The organism is Clostridium grantii DSM 8605, from assembly GCF_900129965.1.
Taxonomy (GTDB): Bacteria; Bacillota; Clostridia; order Clostridiales; family Clostridiaceae; genus Clostridium_AF; species Clostridium_AF grantii.
Map to the genome: position 1 here is coordinate 1 of NZ_FQXM01000011.1, position 20580 is coordinate 20580.

Annotated in this window: 17 protein-coding genes; 4 read left to right on the forward strand and 13 right to left on the reverse strand. The window is 29.1% G+C overall.

Features of this window, described 5'->3' with window-relative positions; all coding sequences use genetic code 11:
• On the forward strand, window positions 1–161 hold a 161-nt coding region (locus tag BUB83_RS10650; RefSeq protein ID WP_143160523.1), incomplete at its 5' end, for a helix-turn-helix domain-containing protein.
• A 157-nt stretch (window positions 162–318) separates the two neighbouring features.
• Here the strand turns inward: BUB83_RS10650 and BUB83_RS10655 are convergent.
• From BUB83_RS10655 to BUB83_RS10685, 7 genes are all read right to left on the reverse strand, one after another.
• Window positions 319–1455, reverse strand: a complete 1137-nt coding sequence (locus tag BUB83_RS10655) for a glycoside hydrolase family 88 protein (RefSeq protein WP_073338458.1) — start codon at window positions 1453–1455, stop codon at window positions 319–321.
• A gap of 606 nt (window positions 1456–2061) precedes the next feature.
• Window positions 2062–2940: a carbohydrate ABC transporter permease gene (locus BUB83_RS10660; RefSeq protein WP_073338459.1), complete on the reverse strand. Its 879-nt coding sequence runs from the start codon at window positions 2938–2940 to the stop codon at window positions 2062–2064.
• A 3-nt stretch (window positions 2941–2943) separates the two neighbouring features.
• Window positions 2944–3837: a carbohydrate ABC transporter permease gene (locus BUB83_RS10665; protein ID WP_073338460.1), complete on the reverse strand. Its 894-nt coding sequence runs from the start codon at window positions 3835–3837 to the stop codon at window positions 2944–2946.
• 126 nt (window positions 3838–3963) lie between these two features.
• Window positions 3964–5322 (reverse strand): ABC transporter substrate-binding protein, encoded by a 1359-nt coding sequence (locus BUB83_RS10670; RefSeq protein ID WP_073338461.1) that lies wholly within the window; start codon window positions 5320–5322, stop codon window positions 3964–3966.
• A gap of 121 nt (window positions 5323–5443) precedes the next feature.
• On the reverse strand, window positions 5444–6214 hold the full coding sequence (locus BUB83_RS10675; RefSeq protein WP_073338462.1) for a response regulator transcription factor: 771 nt from the start codon (window positions 6212–6214) through the stop codon (window positions 5444–5446).
• Window positions 6202–7998 carry a sensor histidine kinase gene (locus BUB83_RS10680; RefSeq protein ID WP_073338463.1) on the reverse strand — a complete coding sequence of 599 codons (1797 nt, stop codon included), beginning with the start codon at window positions 7996–7998 and terminating at the stop codon, window positions 6202–6204. The genes BUB83_RS10675 and BUB83_RS10680 overlap by 13 nt, the downstream gene beginning before the upstream one ends.
• Window positions 7999–8210: 212 nt before the next feature.
• Complete coding sequence (locus BUB83_RS10685; RefSeq protein ID WP_073338464.1) at window positions 8211–10835, reverse strand: alpha-L-rhamnosidase; 2625 nt, start codon at window positions 10833–10835, stop codon at window positions 8211–8213.
• Window positions 10836–11057: 222 nt separating this feature from the next.
• Between BUB83_RS10685 and BUB83_RS10690 the strand changes: the two genes are divergently transcribed.
• Complete coding sequence (locus BUB83_RS10690) at window positions 11058–11957, forward strand: AraC family transcriptional regulator (RefSeq protein ID WP_073338465.1); 900 nt, start codon at window positions 11058–11060, stop codon at window positions 11955–11957.
• Between the two features lie 77 nt (window positions 11958–12034).
• Here the strand turns inward: BUB83_RS10690 and BUB83_RS10695 are convergent, their stop codons facing one another.
• From BUB83_RS10695 to BUB83_RS10715, 5 genes are all read right to left on the reverse strand, one after another.
• The gene (locus tag BUB83_RS10695) at window positions 12035–12628 is read right to left on the reverse strand and encodes a cytidylate kinase-like family protein (RefSeq protein ID WP_073338466.1); all 594 of its coding nucleotides are present in this window, start codon (window positions 12626–12628) and stop codon (window positions 12035–12037) included.
• Between the two features lie 49 nt (window positions 12629–12677).
• A complete protein-coding gene (locus tag BUB83_RS10700) occupies window positions 12678–13445 on the reverse strand; it encodes an amino acid ABC transporter permease (protein ID WP_084133520.1) in 768 nt (255 codons plus the stop codon).
• Window positions 13445–14176 (reverse strand): amino acid ABC transporter permease, encoded by a 732-nt coding sequence (locus tag BUB83_RS10705; RefSeq protein WP_073338467.1) that lies wholly within the window; start codon window positions 14174–14176, stop codon window positions 13445–13447. Before BUB83_RS10705 ends, BUB83_RS10700 begins: the two co-directional genes overlap by 1 nt.
• Window positions 14177–14256: 80 nt before the next feature.
• The gene (locus BUB83_RS10710) at window positions 14257–15135 is read right to left on the reverse strand and encodes a transporter substrate-binding domain-containing protein (protein ID WP_073338468.1); all 879 of its coding nucleotides are present in this window, start codon (window positions 15133–15135) and stop codon (window positions 14257–14259) included.
• A gap of 54 nt (window positions 15136–15189) precedes the next feature.
• Complete coding sequence (locus BUB83_RS10715; protein ID WP_073338469.1) at window positions 15190–15912, reverse strand: amino acid ABC transporter ATP-binding protein; 723 nt, start codon at window positions 15910–15912, stop codon at window positions 15190–15192.
• A 398-nt stretch (window positions 15913–16310) separates the two neighbouring features.
• Here BUB83_RS10715 and BUB83_RS10720 point away from each other — a divergent pair, with 398 nt between their 5' ends.
• Window positions 16311–18377, forward strand: a complete 2067-nt coding sequence (locus BUB83_RS10720) for a tetratricopeptide repeat-containing diguanylate cyclase (protein WP_073338470.1) — start codon at window positions 16311–16313, stop codon at window positions 18375–18377.
• A gap of 308 nt (window positions 18378–18685) precedes the next feature.
• Window positions 18686–19522 carry a hypothetical protein gene (locus BUB83_RS10725; protein WP_073338471.1) on the forward strand — a complete coding sequence of 279 codons (837 nt, stop codon included), beginning with the start codon at window positions 18686–18688 and terminating at the stop codon, window positions 19520–19522.
• A 205-nt stretch (window positions 19523–19727) separates the two neighbouring features.
• On the opposite strand, the gene BUB83_RS10730 is transcribed toward BUB83_RS10725, so the two are convergent.
• Window positions 19728–20540: a helix-turn-helix domain-containing protein gene (locus BUB83_RS10730; protein ID WP_073338472.1), complete on the reverse strand. Its 813-nt coding sequence runs from the start codon at window positions 20538–20540 to the stop codon at window positions 19728–19730.
• Window positions 20541–20580: the final 40 nt, after the last annotated feature.

Below are 20580 nucleotides of genomic sequence, written 5' to 3' on the forward strand. Positions count from 1 at the left end.
CATATGCAAAAAATTTACTAACTAATACTAATATGAGTATATTAGATATTTCAATGGAAAGTGGTTTTGAAAATTTAAGCCATTTCTATCACTTATTCAAAAAAAATTTCCAAGTTACACCTGCAAAATTCAGAAAAATCAATAACTCTATGTATTTATAGACTCTATTTTTAAAATATCTAAATAATCATACTCAAAGTAATTCTGTATAAAAAAACAGTTCCTAATAACTAGTGTGCTGATGTTATTTATTAGGAACTGTCACATATCTTAAATAGTTATATTTTTTCACTTCTAACTTTAATTTCTATTATTCACTTAAAATATATTATTCTCCCACCCAAGTAATTTTGCAATACACTCAACATAAAAATAATCTCCATAAATAAGCGAAACATTTACATTTTCATTATTAGGTTTATTCCCTGTTCCCTCAACAAGTAAACCTTCATAATCCATGTCATCCCAAGTCACATATTGTTTAGTTAGCGCATGTATAATTCTTTTTGCTGCGGATATATACATACGACCTTCCTCTTCTGGAAGGTGTTTTGCAATTTCCAATAATCCAGAAGCTGCACAAGCTGCTGCTGATGTATCTTTTGGTTCATCCTGAAGCTCTGGAACTCTGAAATCCCAACAGGGGATATAATCCTCTGATAAAGATGCCAAAAAGAAATGTGCTACTTTTTGAGCTGCTCTAAGATATTTCATATCTCCAGTATATTTATAAGCATTGGCCATACCATATAAAGCCCATGACTGCCCTCGACTCCATGCAGAATTAGGACCATATCCTTGACCTCCTAAAGATTCAATAAACTCTCCACTTTCTGGATCAAAGCTGCCAATATGGCATACTGAACCATCTTCTCTAATAAAATGTCTTACTACTGTATCCGCATGTGCTTTAGCAATATGCTTAAATCTTGGGTCTTTTATCTCCTCAGCCGCCCAAAATAATAATGATATATTCATAGATGAATCAATAATAGCCCACCCAATTTTATCTTGATTCCAGGCACGTAAAAAATTACCCACTATGTTAAATCGTCCTGCAAGAAAATTAGCAGCATTTAGCCCTCTACGTCTTGCGTCCATGTCTCCTGTGATTTTATATTTTACCACAGCAGTTGGAAGAAATTGAAAACCAACATCATGATGCAGATTAGATTCCCTAACAAAACATTGTTCAATACGTTCATCAAAATCCCAAGCTGCATTTTTGTATATATCTTTTCCAGTCATATCATTCATTATCCATAAAATACCTGGCCAAAAACCAGAAGTCCACCAATCAATACGCATGTCATCATATATACCATTTTTTCCTACATGGGGTGATTTATTACCCATACTTATGATCATGTGTTTAACTTTAGATTGTAGATTTTCAGATATCGCTTCTAAATTATCATCTAGTTCTTCAAACTTCAAGTTTTTAAAATCTCTCATGTTATCTCTCCTCGTATATTTTAACCTTTGACTGTATTCCTTCTGGCCGTTTAACAAAATATTTTTACAAATAATTTTATGAAATTCATTAATTTCTTTGCATTCTACTTTATATTGTAGTATAAATATACTCTTCATTAAATAAATAAAATAAACATAATTATGCACATAATAAACTTATATATAACTTATTTGTGTGTTTTTCTATCATTTCAACATAATTCCACAGAAACTTTGTACTATGTCTTTATAATAGAATTACAAGATGATATTATACAATCAAAATCAAAGTACTCACACAGTGAACTACCACCACTTGTGTAAGTGGATTGATTTGTTTTAAACTATTCTCTTTAAGTATAGTTAATGAATATAGATTATATAATTTCTTAACTTCTATTTCTAACTGTCCTTTTAGCATAATAGCCTGGCTTCTTTAATTTTATCCTACTATGCATATTCCACATAAATACCAAAAATCCTTTTTGATTTTAAAAATTACTCAAAAACATCATCTTTAAATTGATGACGTTTTTAAGTTTTTCAGTCGCCTCGAATATATCCCTATAGTTTTTTTTATAAATATTATTTTTTATATCCATATATTTAACCCTTAACAGCACCACTAGCAAGTCCACCAATAAAATATTTAGAACAAAACATATAAATTATTACTAAAGGTATAGTTGTTATAACCAACCCCGCCATCAATGGTCCAAAATCAGTTATAAACTGACCTTGAAAACTCATTATTCCTAACATTAAAGTCTTATTTGTATTTGTTTGAATAAGAATAAGTGCCCAAAAAAATTCACTCCATACAGCTTGAAATAATAATACTGTAATTGTTGCAATGGAAGGTTTAACCAGTGGTAAATACACTTTAATCATAGTAGTTATAACACCTGCACCATCTATGACCGCTGCTTGTTCAAGCTCCTTTGGAATACTATCAAAAGCATTGGTTAATATATATACTCCCATTCCATACAATGTGGAAACATATATAAGAATCAAGCCTTCTCTTTTATCGAATAACCCTAATTTTCTAATTGTCATAAAGTTAGGTATAATAGTCATATCTGCACTTACCAAAAGAGTTGCAATAATGATAATAAAAATAATCTTATATCCTGGTGGTTTTAAACAGGCTATTGTATAAGAAGTAGCAATAATTATAACAATCAAAATAATTACAGCAGTAACTGATATATACACACTATTCAAAAAATATTCTCCTGCTTTTCCTTGTACCCATGCAGTAGTATAGTTTTGTGGTTTAAATGAATTCATTCCCATAGGATTCTTAATAACATCTTGCTGTGTTCTAAAAGAAAGCATTACTATATAAAATATTGGATATAAAACACTAATAGAAAAAATAGCTATAATAGTATTTCTAAGAATATTTAATCCAGTATTACCATTACTTTTACTTTTCTTGATTTTTTCAGTATTGTTTATTCTTTCATTTAAATTCTTCATGCTTTAATCCCTCCCTTTTGATAAAACAATTTTTCTATAAGTAATTGTTAATGCAAGCATAAAGGTAAAAACTATAAGTGACATAACTAAAGCTTTTGCAAAATATTGTTCTTGAAAGGCTGTACTATACGTAACCATTGAAACAACTCTTGTGGCATTTCCTGGTCCCCCTTGAGTCGTTATATAAAACATATCAAAGGCTTTCATAGATCCTGAAAAACTTATAATTGCATTAATTTCTGTAGTTGCTAAAGTGAGTGGAATAAATATTTTTTTTAAAATATCTAATTTATTAGCTCCGTCTACTTCAGCAGCTTCTAATAATTCTTTAGGTATGTTTAAAAAAGCAATTAAATATAGCATCATTGTAAATCCCGCATATCTCCATGTATTCGCAACAATAACAGAAGCTAATGCTGTAGAGTAATCACCAATCCAATTTCTACCCAAGAATCCCAATCCTATAAATTTTAAAAAAGAATTAATAAGACCATAATCAGGATTATACATAAACATCCATAATATACCTACTGCTGTAGCAGGTAGAATAACCGGAAGATATAAAACTACTTGTAAAAATTTCTTTAATCTTTTACCACAATGATAAATAAGATATGCCATAGTAAATCCTATTATTGTTTGTAAAATAAGTGTACCAATTGAAAATAAAATAGATACTTTAAGTCCATTCCAAAATTGAGGACTTTTAGTAAATACATTAACATAATTTTTAAACCCAACAAATCTAAAATCGTTTGAAAAACCACTCCAATTAGTAAAACTTCTTATAATACTAATAATGATTGGCGAAATCAAAAAAACTGACAAGCAAGTTACTATTGGTATAAGTAGTATATACCCCAATATATTTTTTTTAGTCTTATATTTAAGTGCCATAATATTCCTCCTCATAATCCACCTATAATCTATAAACTTATTTAATATAATAAATGCACAGCTATTAACCTGTGCATCTATTACATTTAATTTTATATGATACTTTTTTCTTTAGTTGCAGTAAAACTATTTATTTGCATCATATTCTTCAGCTTTTTCTTTAAAGTATTCTGTCATTTTCTTACCATATTCTTGGTAATCTTTCTCAGTAGCATTTTTGTTAGCTAAAATTTCGGCCTGCATTGCCCATGTTGCTTCTTGATCTACTGTATAATCAAGAAATTGTTGATCTGGAACAAAATATTCAAATAATTTTGCAACTTCTGCTTGTGATGGATCATCTATTTGTATATCTTTCACAACAGGAGTAGCATTACATTCTTTAACCCACATAGTTTGAACGTCTTTTGATGTAAGATATTTAAGTAATGCCGCTGATTCCTCTGGATATTTAGTAGTCCCTGAAGCAAAGAAACCGTCAAAAGTTGCTGCAATAAGAGCTTTTTCATTTACACTTTTATATAAAGGTGATGTAGTAACTCCAACATTAAAGTCAACAAGTTCTTTTATTGCATTTAATTCGTTATTGTTACCTGCAATACAAGAAACCTTACCATTGGCAAACAATGTTTGAGCCTCACTAGCTGTTTGAGTAAGATTATTTGTACTTACATACCCGTTTTTAACCCAACCACTTATATTCTGCATAGCTTTAGCGTAACTATTACTTATGTCATCAGTAAACATTCTTCCAGTAACCCACTCGTCTGTCTTGCTTACTTTTAAATCATATATTGTATCCGCATAGGTCAGTTGTTTTAATATATTAATAAATCCAAATCCATTTGGTTTACCTGCTAAACCAAACATAGTAATATCCTTTGATTTAAGTTTATCTCCTATAGCTGGTACATCCTCTACATATTGTGGAAAAGTAATATCGTTTTCATCATACATATCCTTATTATAAAATATAACAGGCGCTGTTCCTTTAAATGGAATATTGTATAGTTTACCATCTTTAGTATCTTTTATTAGCTCATCTTCAGAAGCAAATGTATTTTTCCATTCATCTGTCATATAAGGTGTAATATCCAATGCTTGACCATTTTCTACATAAGGTGCCATTCTATGTGGCCACATAAAAGAAACGTCCGGCTGATCACCTGAGGCAATCCTTGTTTGTAAAACTTTTTGAACTTGATCCCAAGGGCAAACTGCCACTTCTACTTTTATATTAGGATTTTCTTTTTCAAATCCTTCGATAGTCTTTGTCATAGTTTCTTCATATTCTGGCCAGATATATAAGAATTTTAAAGTAATTTGCTCCTCAGCTTTTGTAGTATCTGTAGCATTAGTAGTGCCTGAGTTTGTTGAATTTTTATTATTCTTTCCCTCTCCTTGACTACAACCAACAACAGAAAGGACCATTATGCTACCTAATAAACATGCTGTGATCTTTTTAATAATTTTCTTAACTTTCATACATACACCCCCATTTTATTAACAAAAACTTGTAATGTCCTTGCTATAGTATCTATTGTAAACGATTCAAGAATTAAAACAACGACATAAACTTACGATATTGTGGCTTTTATTATTATCATTAAAAATCTTTAGGGGAAATACCAGTATATTTTTTAAATATATGGCTAAAATAGCGTGAATCCTTGTATCCTAGTTCCTCTGCTACCTCATAGATTTTATAATGTTTATTCTTTAAAAGCTCTTTTGCTTTATCTATTTTTATTTGTGTTAATGTATCAATAAAGGTTTGTCCTGTTTCCATTTTAAATAAAAAACTCAAATAATTTGGAGATAAGTAGCTTTGTTCTGCTATACTGGCTAATGTTGCAGTTTTATATTGCTGTCTCATGTTAGATACACATTCTTTAATTATTCTTTTTTCATTGATTTTATTATCACTCTTCTCATCTACTTTGTATTTTTCATTTATTTTAATATGTATACTTTCCTGTATTTTATTATCCTGCTCTATTATAATTTTACTTTTTATGTTCTTTAATAGATCAATAAAGTCTGGTTTATATACTGGCTTTAAAGCATATTCAATAACTTTCTCCCTAATTGCTCTTCTAGCATATTCAAAATCGCTATACCCACTCAACAACATAATTTTTATTTCTGGATAATTTTTTCTAATCCAAGTACTTACTTCTAATCCATCCATTTGTGGCATTTTTATATCAAGAATAACCATGTCCGGTTCTTTGTTATTTATAATATCTATTCCACTCTTACCATTATCTGCTTCTCCTATAACTTCAAATCCCAATTCATCCCATGGAATGCTGTCTTTCATACCTTCTCTTATAACTTCATCATCATCAATAAGCAATACTCTTATTTTTTCCATTCTAAATCCTCCAATCCTATACTGGGAATAGTAATAATAATATGGGTTCCCTTTCCACAATGGCTTTTTACCAAAAACTGGCTTTTATCTCCATAAAATAATTCTAGTCTTTGCATAATATTGTAAAGTCCATATCCATTTTTATCATCATTTCTGATTTTGCTTTTATAATTATTTATTATTTCATCTTTTATACCAATTCCATTATCTATAACTTCAAAAATCATATATTCACCTTCTAACTTTCCATATACCTTTATTATACAATCTTCATTAATTCTTTCGAATCCATGGTAAATGCTATTTTCAATTAAAGGTTGTAATAGAAATTTAATGATTTTATAGTTTTCTAAACTACTATCTACTTTTATTTCTATATCTAATTTATTTTTATACCTTTGCTGTTGTATTTTAATATAATTAGATAAATTATCTATTTCGTTTGCTACCGAAGTTGTATTCAAATTTTTATCCATACAAAATCTTAATATATTAGCTAAAGATGTAACTGTAAGTGCTATATTGTCTGCATCTATCATATTAGCCATCCAATTTATAGTATCCAATGTATTATAAATAAAATGCGGATTTATCTGAGCCTGCAACGCTAAAAATTGTGCTTTTCCTATTTCAATGTAAACTTTCTTTTCATTTTCTCTTAAGGTATTTATTTCATCTATCATAGTATTAAATCCATTTGCTAGTTCTTTAAATTCATCTTTATAACCATTTTCTACCCTTACATCAAAATTTCCTTCTCCTATTTCTTCCATAATTAATTTCATCTCTGTAATGGGCATAGATATGTACCTAGAAATTTTTATGGTAACAAAAACCGCCCCTAACATACAAAGCAATATGCTTACTCCTATTATTTTTATTGTATCAATAGTTCCTTCCATAAATGTTTTATAGGGAAGCGCATTAATTACATACCAGTTATTATTTTTTAGTTTTCTAGCAGCCACTTGCATGGATTTTCCATCCAAACGATATTTTATTGTTTTGCATTCATAATCTGTTGTTCTTATAAATTTTTCCCATAATTCTTTATCCAAATAACCATTTATGCTTTTGCTATCATTAGAAGATATAACACTACCGTCTTCATTAATTATGTATAATATCCCTTGTTTTGGAATATTGTCATCATAAATTTCAGTAAGCTCATCCAATGATATGGTCATAGCTATTACCCCCATATCATTATAGTAATTTATATTCTTAACTAAATATAAAAGTGTTAAAAAACTTTTACCAAATCTTTTTTTGAATAAACTTGTTTCTTTCTCCCAATGTACAAAGTCACTTTCATCTATCAATTTTTTATAATAAATGTCCTCTTTATAGCTATCACTCGGTAACTGAATTCCTGCTGAAAATGGTGTAATATTTGAAGTTGGATAAAAACAAATAGTTCCAATGTTTTTATTACTTATTAAAGTATTATAAAAAGAATCCTCTATATTAAAGCGATAATTCATTAATGAGATAATATCACCTTCGTTAGTATTAGTTACTTCTACTAACTGAGTATAATTTTTCTGAATTTCACTTGAAAACCCTATTTCTTTTATTTTTTGATTATATTTATCTAAATAGTTGTCAATATTAATAGCAATTTGCTCTGTAATGTTCTTTGCGTAATCATCAATATTATTCTCCACAGCTTTATATGCACTTATGAAAGACAATACCCCCACAATGATAAGCGGAACCACTGAAATAATTAAAGCAAAAATCATTATTTTTATTTTAATTCCTAAGTACTTATATTGTTTCATATTATTGTTCCTCTCTTTTCTTATCTACACAATTTAAAGATGTTTTTTTTAAGTATACTTTAATAATTTTTATTAGTACATCTAAATAAACTAATTGTAACTATAATCACTATATATTTTAATAATTGAAAATAAGTACAAATCATTTATTATAATGTAAACTTAATGATTTGTACTTTTAATTCTTATTTATATATTTTTTGTTAAATCAATCAATCTATAAAATAATCATATTCAAAGTTATACTTGCCTGATCCAACTACATGTGTTTCTATAATTTCATTATTTGCATTTATCAAAATCACATCAGCTGTTGTATTATGCGGTATTATAACTCCAACATTCATTCTCCTGCCTTTCATTTCCCATTTTATAGCTATTTGTCCATATAAACTTGTATAGTTTAACTCCGCATAAGTTAACCCCCCACCTGGTTGTGGTTTTATTATACTATGTTTATATCCTGGCTTATCACTATCCGTATCTAATCCTCCTATTACTGTATAAATCCATTCTCCTATAGCTCCATATGCATAATGATTAAACGAATTCATATCTTCACTCCACATAGTTCCATCTAGTTTGATGCCATCCCAATGCTCCCATATAGTGGTTGCTCCTTTAGTTACTTGATAAAGCCAAGATGGATAATCATCTTTTAAAAGAAGGTCGTAAGCTTCTTTTAGCCTACCATTTTCACTTAATACTTTACAAATATATGGCGTACCCAAGAAACCTGTGGTTAAATGCCCTTGATTTTCTTTGATAAGTTGGATTAAGCTATCTACTGTTTGTGTTCTATCTTCATCAGACACTAAATTAAACATTAATGCTAATATATGACCCGTTTGAGTTCTTGCTGTTAAACTGCCACTAGATGTATAAAATTCTTTTTTAAAAGCCTCTAAAATAGATTGATGTAATTGTGTAAAATATCCTTCATCTTCCTCTTGTTTCAATATTTTTGCTACCTTTATCATAATTTCTGTGGAGTAAGCATAAAAAGCTGTAGCAGTTAATTCATTAGGCGTTGCTCCAAAGTAACTTCCTTCTTTAGCATCTAGTGCCACCCAATCTCCAAAATGAAATCCTTTATTCCAAATCAGACCTTCTTGAGCATTTTCTTTTATATAATTTATCCATGCCTTCATGCTTTCATATTGTTCTTCTAGAATACGTTTATCACCATAACATTCATAAATAGTCCAAGGGCAAATCACGGCCGCATCTCCCCACCCGGTAGCTCCTGCTTGCTTTTCTATTTCTTTTGCCCCACAAGCAAAATTTCCCGAAAGAATATCTGGAATAACATAAGGTACTGCTCCATCTTCAAATTGCTCACTCTTAAGATCTCTTAACCATTTTTTAAAAAAGTTAGTTGTATCCATTAAAAAGCAGGCTGTTCTCATAAATACCTGTGCATCTCCAGTCCATCCCAATCGTTCATCACGTTGTGGACAATCCGTAGGCAAATCTACAAAGTTACCTTTAAGACCCCACAAAATATTTTTTGCAAGTTGATTGATAAGTGGATAAGAACACTTAAAATCACCTGTTTGCTCCATATTAGAATGAATAACAATAGCTTCTATATTTTCTAAGTCAATAGTTCCTGGATATTCTACTATTTGTACATATCTAAAGCCTTGAAAGGTAAAGTGAGGTTCAAATACTTCTTCTGCTCCTCCTTTAAGCGTATATTCTATAGTAGCCTTTGCTCTTCGTAAGTTCGCTGTATAAAAATTTCCTTCTTGATCTAAAACTTCTGCATGTTTAAGTAGAACTCGATCTCCTGATTTTCCTTTAACCTTAAATTTAACCCAACCTGCAATATTTTGACCAAAATCTATTACCGTTTCTCCTTTTGGTGTAATGATAAGTTCAATAGGTTTGATACTTTCTTGCTTCTTTACAGGTACTCCATCTTGCGGCATGATTATAGAAAAATCTTGCTTTACTGGGTAAACCTTTTTCCATTCGTTTTCGTAAAAGTTAGGTTCACTCCACCCTTGTTGCTCAAATCTTGCATCATAAATTTCTCCATGATAAAGTTCTGAATAAACTATAGGGCCTTCTGCCGATTTCCACTCTTCATTAGAAACAATTAATTCTTCTGTGCCATCTTCGTATCTAACTAACATTTGAAATAGTAAGGCTGTATGCTTACCATAGGTATTACGCTTTCCATTCCAACCCAGCTCACCTTTATACCATCCACAACCTAAAATTGCGCCAATAGCATTTCTGCCTTCTTTTATCATTTCCGTCACATCATAAGTTTGGTATTGCAAACGTTTTTTGTAGTTAGTCCATCCTGGAGTCAATAAACTTTCTCCTACTCTTTTTCCATTTAAATGAAGTTCATATATTCCTAAAGCTGTGGCATATATTCTAGCAAAAATAATATTTCCTTTTAAATTAAATTCATGTCTTAAATGTTTACCTTTTGAGGAATTTGGTGCATTTTTATCATCAGCTGAAATAAATATACCCTTCCACTCTTGATTATTCATCATAGCTGTTTCAAAAATTTGAATTTCACTCCAAGCGCTTTCTTCCCCTTTATTGTCCCAAATCTTGACACGATAAAAATACTGAGTACATGACTGTAGTTCTGGACCTTCATATACTACATGGGTAGAGTTTGAACTACTCACTACCTCAGTATCCCAAAGTATTTTTATAAAATTTACATCATTACTTACTTGTAATTGATAACTAACTTGCTCTACTTTTGTTTGATCTGATTCAATAATCCAATTAAATCTAGGTTTATTTTCTCCTATTCCTATAGGATTTTCCAAATATTCGCATCGTATTTTTTCTAAAAAAAGCATATCCTTCACCCCTAATTTTAAGTTTATATAAATACCATATATAAAGTATAACTAAATACTTTATTAGATGGTATCCCCTAGATTACTTTCAAGTAGGTGTATATTACTTTTTATATATATTTTTGTAAGAGAAATTATTTTTAATTTTACTGAACTATGATAAAGTAATAGTAAGATTAATTTAATGTTTGTTGAAATCAAAAAATAAAAAAGGAGGCAAGCATGGAAACTTTACCTATTTTAAACGAAAGTATTTTTGAAAATGAAATTCCCTTTTACATGAACAAAGATAGCATAGAAAAAAAATCCAACATAGGTATGCATGTCCATACATTTATTGAGATTGCCTATGTTTATAGCGGTAATGGGATACATTTGATTTATGACAAAGAATATGCAGTTACTAAAGGAGATATTTTTATTATATTACCTTTTGTGCCACATTCTTTTCAACCTTGTAGCTCACAAAATCCTAGTAAACTCATAATTTTTAATTGTATCTTTCCTTTAGATAGTATTCATAATCTGAAATTTGAACCAAGCTTTAAAAATCAACTTACCACCTTTTTTTCTTCATCATATTATTCTATTTACAATGATACTTTTTTAAAACTTACTCTTTGTGATTTGTCTTCATGTAAGATCAGTGCCCTTTATGAGAGAATGTATGAGGAATATATTTTAAAAGAATACTATTATGCTGATATGCTTTCTTCTTATCTTTGTGAATTACTTATCTTAATTTATAGATATTCTGTACAAAATCCTAGTATTATAACCCCTGAACACCTTCATACTCATCAAATTGTTTTTGAAGGTGTTCACTATCTACAAGAAAATTATACAAAAGATGTTTCTTTACAAGAAATCTGTAATTATGTATCCTTTAGCAAAAGCTATTTTTCTTTTTTGTTTAAAAAAACAATGGGTATGAGCATTTTTAGTTATCTTCAAAAAATAAGAATAGATAAAGCTTGTGAATTATTACTTAAAAGCCAGTATAAAATTACAACTATTTCCAAAATGGTAGGTTATACAGATTATCGTTTTTTTTCTAAAAATTTTAAGAAAATAACTAATTTATCTCCTACTGATTATCGAAATAATATTCATATGTTATAAAAAATAATAAAATACTGAAATCAGTAAAAATAAAAACCCCATTAGAAATTTTAGTTTCTACTAGGGCATAGTTTATTCTATAAAAAATTACTTTTTACAATGTCACAAAGAATTTCTGCTGTTTTTTCAACACCAAATCGACTACTATCAATCATAATATCATAACCGTCAAAGTCATTTTCCACATCTTTTGAAAAACGAATGCGATAATTTTCTCTTGCTTTATCTACTTCCTTAATCATTTTTTTAGCAACCTTTGGGTCCATCTTTAAAACTTCTGTACAATTTTTTAAACGAGCTTCATAAGGTGCATAAACAAATATATTTAATACCCTTGCATTACCCTTAAGAATAGAATTACCACATCTACCAACGATAATACAAGATTCTTTATTAGCAAAATCACGGATGATGTTTGTTTGAACATTGAATATCTCTTCCTGCATATTTTCAGCACCCATTCCTAATGGGTATTTTCTTCGAAAGAATTTTGAATGCAAATTTTCTTCTTCCTTGCTTATAATTGAAATAGGTTGTTTCATACGTTTAGCTGTTTGCTCTACAATATCTCTATCATAAAATTCAATCTCAAGATTTTCTGACATTTTCTGTGCTATAGAACGTCCAAGGCTAGCAAACTGCCTTGAAATTGTAATTACATATTTCTCCATAAAATTTCCTCCTATACTATCTTATATAAAATTTTGTATTATATTCAGCTTATGATTGACCAGATGTCCCTACTGGTGTACGAGGATGTTTCTGCATATATCGAACCACTGAAGAAAGAGAAAAATTAATAATAAAATAAAGAATAGCCGCAAAACCAAATAACACAAAAACATCTGATACATTAACATTTCCAGTGCCATTATAATTATATGCTGAACTTAGCAATGTCTTTACTCTAGCCATTATCTCTATAACTGCAATATTAGCTAAATATGAAGAATCTTTTATGGTAGTAATAACCTGACTAAGTAATGTTGGTATAATGTTTCTATATGCTTGCGGTAAAATAATATAAATCATAACCTGAACTGTATTAAATCCTTGGGAATACCCTGCTTCAAATTGACCTTGTGCTATTGAATTTAATCCACCACGTACAATTTCAGCAATAACAGAAGAAGTAAACAAAATCAAAGCTGCAGAAGCTTTAAATAAAAGTTTAACTTCAACAGAAGTTAGGCCAAACATCTTCCTAGATAAAGCCTCAGGAAATGGAAAAAACACCAAACAAACAAAAATCCAAAGAAGTAATGGAGTATTTCTAAAGATTTCAATGTAAGTAACTGCAAAAGCTTTAAAAACTATTGTTTTCTTAGTTGTACAATAATTTCTTACTAAAGCAAGAACAGACCCTAACAAAAGACCAATTCCAACTGCTAAAACAGATAATATAAGCGTAAAAGCAACTCCTTTAAAAAGATAACTAAGTATTGCTTGATTTTTTAAAATGGATAAACTACCTTCTAATGTACTCACTATTTAGTCACCATCCCTTCATTAATTGTATCTCCTACATCAACTGTCTTCAAGTCACGCATTTTAAGAGATTTTTCCCATAAACTCGCCATTGTTGATAAAGGAAAACAGATAATAAAGAATAACAATCCACAAACTAAATAAGCTGGTGCATATGCTCCACCTGTAGAAGCACCTGTTACAAAACTATAAGTCATTGAAATAAGGTCTGCTCCCCCAATAATATATAAGCAAGAAGTATTTTTTATTAAATTTACTACTTGGTTTACCATTGGTGGTAGAATAATCTTTATGCTTTGAGGTAGAATTATATGATACATTTTACCGATATAACCAAAGCCTTGAGATTCTGCTGCTTCAAATTGACCTTTTGAAATAGCTCCTATACCAGCTCTAACTACTTCAGCCATATAAGCTCCATGATAAACTCCAAGTGATATAATTCCAGTTTCAATAATTCCTATAGCTTTACCCGAAAATGCTAAACCATAATATAAAAAACATAATTGAAGAATAAGTGGTGTATTCTGTATTAATTCTACATAAACACGACTAATCCCTTCAAGAAATTTCTTTCCGCTAGTTGCCATTAATCCAAATATTATTCCTAAAATCAATGATATAATCAATGCAAATATTGACATTTTTACAGTATTGGATAAACCCATTATAAATGTATCTTTAAATGTCCATAATTTCAACCATTTATCTGCAGAAAATAAATCAAACATTTCATTTTCCCCCCTGTCTTTTTAAAAAAACAAGGCCTCACACTAGGAGAAGCCTTGTAAAAGATTCTTTATCAAATCAATTATTCCAAACTGTTCTCTGCCACGAAACCTTTAATAGTTCCATCTGCTATCCAAGCTGTAATTAACTCTTCTACAAAAGAAGAAAATCCACTTCCTTTTTTTGTAGCAACACCATAATCTTGAGGTGCAAATTTATCTTCAATATAAGATCTACTATCTGTGTTGTAAATTGCTAAAATAGATTTATCTACAGAAAAAGCATCTATTTCTCCTGCACTAAGTGCTGTAGAGATTGTTGGATAATCATCATATTGTTGGAAAGTTACTCCTGTTGTCCATGTAGATGGATCAAATGTTTCTGGATCAAATCCTTCTTCACTGATAAATCCACCTTCAATCATAGCTGTAACTAACGCTTTTGCAGAAGTAGAACCTGATGAAACTCCTACCTTCTTATCAACTAAACCTTCAAGAGATGTAATACCTGAAGCATTTTCAACTAATACAGTTACATAGTCTGTAAAGTAAGGTGTAGAGAAATCCCAACTTTCTTTTCTTTCATCAGTTATAGTAAATGTTGCTAATACACAATCAATATCACCTGAATCTAGTAATGCTGTACGTGTTGCAGCAGTAACAGCTGTAAATTCAATATCAACACCTAATTCTTCAGCAATTTTTTCTGCTATAGAAATCTCAAGTCCTTTATACTCATTTGTCAATGGATCTTGGAAACCAAAACCAACAACTGCATTCTTAACTCCAACTCTTAAAACTCCACGATCAACAATAGCTTGCACATCTTCAGCATATTCCTTAGTTTCTGCACCACTATTAGAATTTGTGCCTTCATTTTCTTTACTTGAACATCCTGCCAAAAGAGATACCGCTAGTATTGCACTAAGCATTACCGTTAAAAATTTCTTTACTTTTTTCATTTAAATATCCTCCCTAAATAAGTTATCTATATTTTTTAAAACTTTTATAGTTTATTAACGTATGATTTTGCTAAGGAATTGCTTAACTCTAGGATTTTCTGGATTATTGAAAAAGTGTTCTGGAACACCTTCTTCTATTATTTCTCCATCTGCCATGAAAACAATACGGTCTGCAACCTCACGTGCAAATCCCATTTCATGAGTAACAACTACCATAGTAATATTTTCTTTAGCTAATTTTATCATTACATCCAATACTTCTTGAATTGTCTCAGGATCAAGTGCTGAAGTTGGTTCATCAAACAAAATAATCTTTGTTTGTGCACACAAAGCCCTAGCAATAGCAATACGCTGTTGTTGTCCACCTGACAAAGTAGTTGGATAAACATTGGCTTTATCTGTAAGTCCAACAATATCAAGATAGTGATATGCTAATTCTTCTGCTTCTTTCTTGCTTTTGTTATAAAGCTTAATTGGTGCCAGTGTTAGATTTTTAAGTATGGTCATATGAGGATACAAATTAAACTGTTGAAAAACCATAGATGTAGTTTCTCTAACCAATTTAGTTTTATTCTTTGCTGTCATTTCTTGCCCATTAATATATATATGTCCATTTGTTGGTTCCTCTAAAAAATTCATGCATCTAACAGCTGTGGATTTTCCAGAACCAGATGGTCCAACTATAACAAGTTTTTCGCCTTCTGCAATTTCTAAATTCACATTTTTCAATACATGTAAGTCACCAAAATATTTATTTACATTTTCCATTTTTATCATATAATAACCTCTCTCCCCAAAAAACCAAATATACTTTGTATGATACTAAAAAAAACAAATATAATGAAATTACATTATTTTATCATGTTCAAATTATATTAAACATTTATCAATCTGTCAAGCTGATGGTTGTGATTTTAATAATTATATGTTTTTTAATTTATTGATTTACTAAAATCAATGTAGCTAAATATTTTAGTTATATTTAGCTATTTTGGTTTTATTTATGAATACAAATTTAGTTTAAATATAACTAAACATAAGAATATAGTTTTTATTGCTCATAAATGTTATAATTTTGTATATATAAGATTTTATTGGTTTTTTCAACTTCATTATAGAAAAAGAATTCCATTGTTTCCAATAAATCTTTATTATACTTAACGGGAGGTGATACAGTGCATGACTTTATGAAAAATTCCGAAATCAAGATTCTCATGGAACGTAATAAAAAAGCTCAAAATCTCTACGGTTCATCCCAAGTAGACGGTATAGATATTCAGTGCTATGTGGAAGAAACCATAACCCGTTCATTAAAAGTACACTACTTTGAAGGGGCTTGTATAGGTTATTGTGTGCTAGGCCTTCATAATTGTAATATTGGATTAGAAGAAGAAGCTCTTCAATACATCCAATTATGTGAATCATATATTAAAAAATATAACTTAAATGAAATTAATTATCTCTGCCTTTATAATGCTTACACAGTGTATTATTGTGATGTGATTGGTGACAAAGAAAAAGCTGCTTTGTATTGCAAATTAGGTATTGAAAAAGCAACGGCCCTTGATGATAAATCTATGCTTATGCGCTTAAAAGGTAATTTAGCCGTACTTCATCTTGCAAACAAAAATTATCATACTGGTATTGAATTATTGAAAGATATATTAGTTTATCATGAATCTAAAAATGATATATTGGACTCCATGTATTGCTATAATAATCTTGGATATACTTATTTAAAATTGGATTTAATCGATAAATCTAGAGATAATTTTCAAAAGGCTTATAACTCTGCAGTTGCATTAGGTGATATAGCTATTCTAAGTGATTCTTCTATAGGCTTATCTCAAATTTATGGAAAACAAGGCCAATATCTAAAAGCTGTAGCTCTTTTAGAAGAAACACTTCAATATGAAAAAAAAGAAAAGGCTATAAGACCACAACTAGATATAATATTTGAATTAATAGATATCTATATTTCTATTGAAGATTTAGATAAAGCTGAATCTTTGCTTATTAATAATGAAGTAGTAATAAATAACATTAATAATAATTTGGTATCTCTTCAATTCTATGAACGTAAAGCTAAAATTGCTGAAGGTTTAGAGAACTTTAAAGAAGCATACTATAGTGGTGTTAAATGCAAAGAAATAACCAAAGTATTAGAGAAGGCCAACGGAAAAAGCATTATTAATAACTTACTAAACATTCAATTAAAGAAAACAAGAGATAGGCTTGATACAATCTTTAAAATTGGAAGAGAATTAACTACCATGGGATTAATGGATGATATATTATTAGAAGTTTCGCAAAAACTACAAACCCTAATGCATGTGGATTTTATAGGGATTGGAGAAATAATTGATGATTTTATAGTATATAATCACTGTTATCAAGATAATCAAAAAGTTCCTTCTAGTAAAACATCTTTAAAAAACAAAACTAGTTTTTCGGTATGGTCTGTAGCCAATAAAAAAGAAATCATGTTGAATGATATTTCTAATGAATATTTTTTATATGTAGATGAAATCAACGAAATCAATTTTTTTATTAATAGCACTCCTACACAATCTCTATTTTTTGCTCCTCTTATTGTAAAAGATGAGATTATAGGTGTTTTCACCATTCAAAGTTACAAAAAAAACGCTTATTCTTCTGAGGAATTTGAAATTTTCAAGATTATTTCTTCTTATATTGCTATTGCTCAAGTAAATACTAAACAAGCAGAAAAACTTAAAAATCTTTCATTAATTGATACACTTACCAATTTAAATAATCGTAGTGGCTTTACATTTGGTTATGCTACATTTGCTTGTAACAACTCATCAAATATTAAAAGTACATCAATAATTATGTTAGATTTAGATTATTTTAAATTAATCAATGATACCTTTGGCCACATGGCTGGTGATTTAGTATTAAAAAAAATAGGGAAAATTTTAAATGGCTATGCTGATAAAGTTGATTTAATTGCTCGTATTGGTGGAGAAGAATTTGCTATATTGATTATAAATAAAAACAAAGATTCCATAAAAATTATAGCCGAGGATATAAGAAAAGCCTTTGAATCAACTGAAATTATTTATAAAAATAAACCTATAAAAATATCTACAAGTATGGGTATTTCATATATTGAAAAAGACAAGCTCCCCTTATTTGAAGACTTGTATTATCAAGCTGACAAAGCTTTGTATAAAGCAAAATCACTTGGTAGAAATAGAGTAGAATTTTTTAAAGATTAATATTATAGGTATCCCACTGTGAAACTCATAATTCATATGATAGCCATATAAATTATGAGTTTCTATTTCCACTCCACTTTCAGGATTTACTCCTAGTTGCTGAACTCCTCTTACAAAAATGCTATTTTCTATAAAAGATGTTCCATTTGGCAATATATCGTATGAAATCTTTTATAATGGCTTAATTAACATTTCATTGACTAATTGTTAATATTTTGTTAAAATTCTAATGAGTGAATTTTGCAAATATTAAGACTTTTTAATATGTTTTATGAAAAAATTATCACACTTAAAGATGGAGGGGTATTATGGACATTCCTGTTTGGAGTTATGTACTTTCAATGGGTATTTATCTTGTTTTTTTATTACTGCTTGTAGAATTTATGCGTAAACATCACAAGCTATCTGCAATTATTTGGATAGCTGCATTATTTACAATTCCACTGTGGATTATGGGCGGAGTTGAAGGATGGTTTAGATGGGCAAAAAACTTTAGTATTCTAATTCCTATAATAATTGTAAGTTTTTGCAGAATTTCTACCTTCGAGAAAAAGAAAGGCAAGTTCTGGGAATTCTTTCAAAAGGGTTGGATTATAAGATTTACCTATGCAATATTATTCTTAAATATCATGGAAGCTAGTATTAAAGATATTTCCATGAATAATTATTTTAATGCTATCTGTGGTTTTTTACTTTGTGCTACAATTCCATTACCTAAAAAATATTTTAAATATTCAACAACAAAATATGCAGATTATATCGCTTTCACAACACTTTCTTGGAATTTATTATACACAACTTGGAATGCATGTTTTGTTTATGCTGAAACTCCAACTTACTTTGCTTCATCACTTTGTATAATTTTGGCTGCAGAGTTATATCCTTTAATTAAAAGAAAACCTGAGCTTTATATTATGGCAAGAAGCCAAACTTTAGGAGCCCACTTACTTATTCGTTCTTGTTTGCCATTGCTATTTCCTTCAGTTATGAATGCAGCTGCTTGGCAAAATCCTATGGTTCTTAAATATTGGGGTATTATAAATTTCATAGTAATCATACCATATACAGGTTGGTATTTCTGGCAATACCGAATTGGTAATGCAGAAAAAGCTTTTACAAGGGGACGTTCACTAGAAGCTTTCTAATCAATCTATTTATTCTATTTACAACTATGGACAAGTTCCTAGACTTTATTAATTTTTATTTTTTCCACCTACTTTTTTTATTAAAATAAAAAAACTTAGAAATAATCTATTTTCTAAGTTTTCTTTTGCTATATATAATTGTACAAAAAAAGAATCCACAAATAAATGTCATTTCTTTATAATTTTCTATTAATCAAATAACCTGCTAAGAATTTCTTAAACTTTTTAAGTATTTATTAGGTGATAAAATACCAAAATTCTTAAATTCCTTTATTAAATGAGCTTGATCATAATACCCATTTTGATACATGATTTCTGAATAATTATTATCTCTTTGGTTAATAAGCATTTCTAAAGCTTTTTGAAATCTAACTATACTAGAGAATTTTTTTGGGGAAGTTCCAATAAATTCTTGAAATTTAATTCTTATATATTGTTCTGAATAACCTATTTTTTTTGATAAATCTGTAATGGATATTTTGCCATTAGTTGAATATATTTTTTTTATGCAATTAATTATAAGTTTTGGCCCATCCTCCACTTCAATGGGTGAATTATTTACGATTTTTGTGAAATAATCAATTCTATCTTCAAAAGATTCTTTTTTTACAATCTTTTCAATCCAATTAGGTTCCATTATAAAATCTTTATTTAATGGAATTTTATTTTCTATTATTTCCTTCATGGAAATATTTAAGCTTTTTATTCTATATTGTGGTAACATTCTAATCCCAAAGTATTCTTGACAAATACCAAAATTAATCATTTTACTTTGTAATAGTTGTCCATATATATTTGCTCCATATACTCCTGGGTTGCAACTGAAGATAATATCAAAGCACCCATCAGGAAGTACTTGTATAAATTTATCAGGTATTTTATCTGTTTTAAATTGATAAAACAATAAATTTTTATTATTTATTAATACTTTTTTTTCTAAATAATACTGAGTATTAATCTTAAAACCTGGTTGAACAGGATAAAATTCCTCAATATCTTTATTGATTAAAGTGCTCATGATATAACCTCCTTTTGTTATTTCAATTAATTTCAAAGCT

What these genes read in the sequence shown, in the direction of transcription:
- BUB83_RS10655 (WP_073338458.1), bottom strand. Translation starts at nt 1,455, where the DNA reads ATGAGAGATTTTAAAAACTTGAAGTTTGAAGAACTAGATGATAATTTA.
- BUB83_RS10660 (WP_073338459.1), bottom strand. Translation starts at nt 2,940, where the DNA reads ATGAAGAATTTAAATGAAAGAATAAACAATACTGAAAAAATCAAGAAA.
- BUB83_RS10665 (WP_073338460.1), bottom strand. Translation starts at nt 3,837, where the DNA reads ATGGCACTTAAATATAAGACTAAAAAAAATATATTGGGGTATATACTA.
- BUB83_RS10670 (WP_073338461.1), bottom strand. Translation starts at nt 5,322, where the DNA reads ATGAAAGTTAAGAAAATTATTAAAAAGATCACAGCATGTTTATTAGGT.
- BUB83_RS10675 (WP_073338462.1), bottom strand. Translation starts at nt 6,214, where the DNA reads ATGGAAAAAATAAGAGTATTGCTTATTGATGATGATGAAGTTATAAGA.
- BUB83_RS10680 (WP_073338463.1), bottom strand. Translation starts at nt 7,998, where the DNA reads ATGAAACAATATAAGTACTTAGGAATTAAAATAAAAATAATGATTTTT.
- BUB83_RS10685 (WP_073338464.1), bottom strand. Translation starts at nt 10,835, where the DNA reads ATGCTTTTTTTAGAAAAAATACGATGCGAATATTTGGAAAATCCTATA.
- BUB83_RS10690 (WP_073338465.1), top strand. Translation starts at nt 11,058, where the DNA reads ATGGAAACTTTACCTATTTTAAACGAAAGTATTTTTGAAAATGAAATT.
- BUB83_RS10695 (WP_073338466.1), bottom strand. Translation starts at nt 12,628, where the DNA reads ATGGAGAAATATGTAATTACAATTTCAAGGCAGTTTGCTAGCCTTGGA.
- BUB83_RS10705 (WP_073338467.1), bottom strand. Translation starts at nt 14,176, where the DNA reads ATGTTTGATTTATTTTCTGCAGATAAATGGTTGAAATTATGGACATTT.
- BUB83_RS10710 (WP_073338468.1), bottom strand. Translation starts at nt 15,135, where the DNA reads ATGAAAAAAGTAAAGAAATTTTTAACGGTAATGCTTAGTGCAATACTA.
- BUB83_RS10715 (WP_073338469.1), bottom strand. Translation starts at nt 15,912, where the DNA reads ATGATAAAAATGGAAAATGTAAATAAATATTTTGGTGACTTACATGTA.
- BUB83_RS10725 (WP_073338471.1), top strand. Translation starts at nt 18,686, where the DNA reads ATGGACATTCCTGTTTGGAGTTATGTACTTTCAATGGGTATTTATCTT.
- BUB83_RS10730 (WP_073338472.1), bottom strand. Translation starts at nt 20,540, where the DNA reads ATGAGCACTTTAATCAATAAAGATATTGAGGAATTTTATCCTGTTCAA.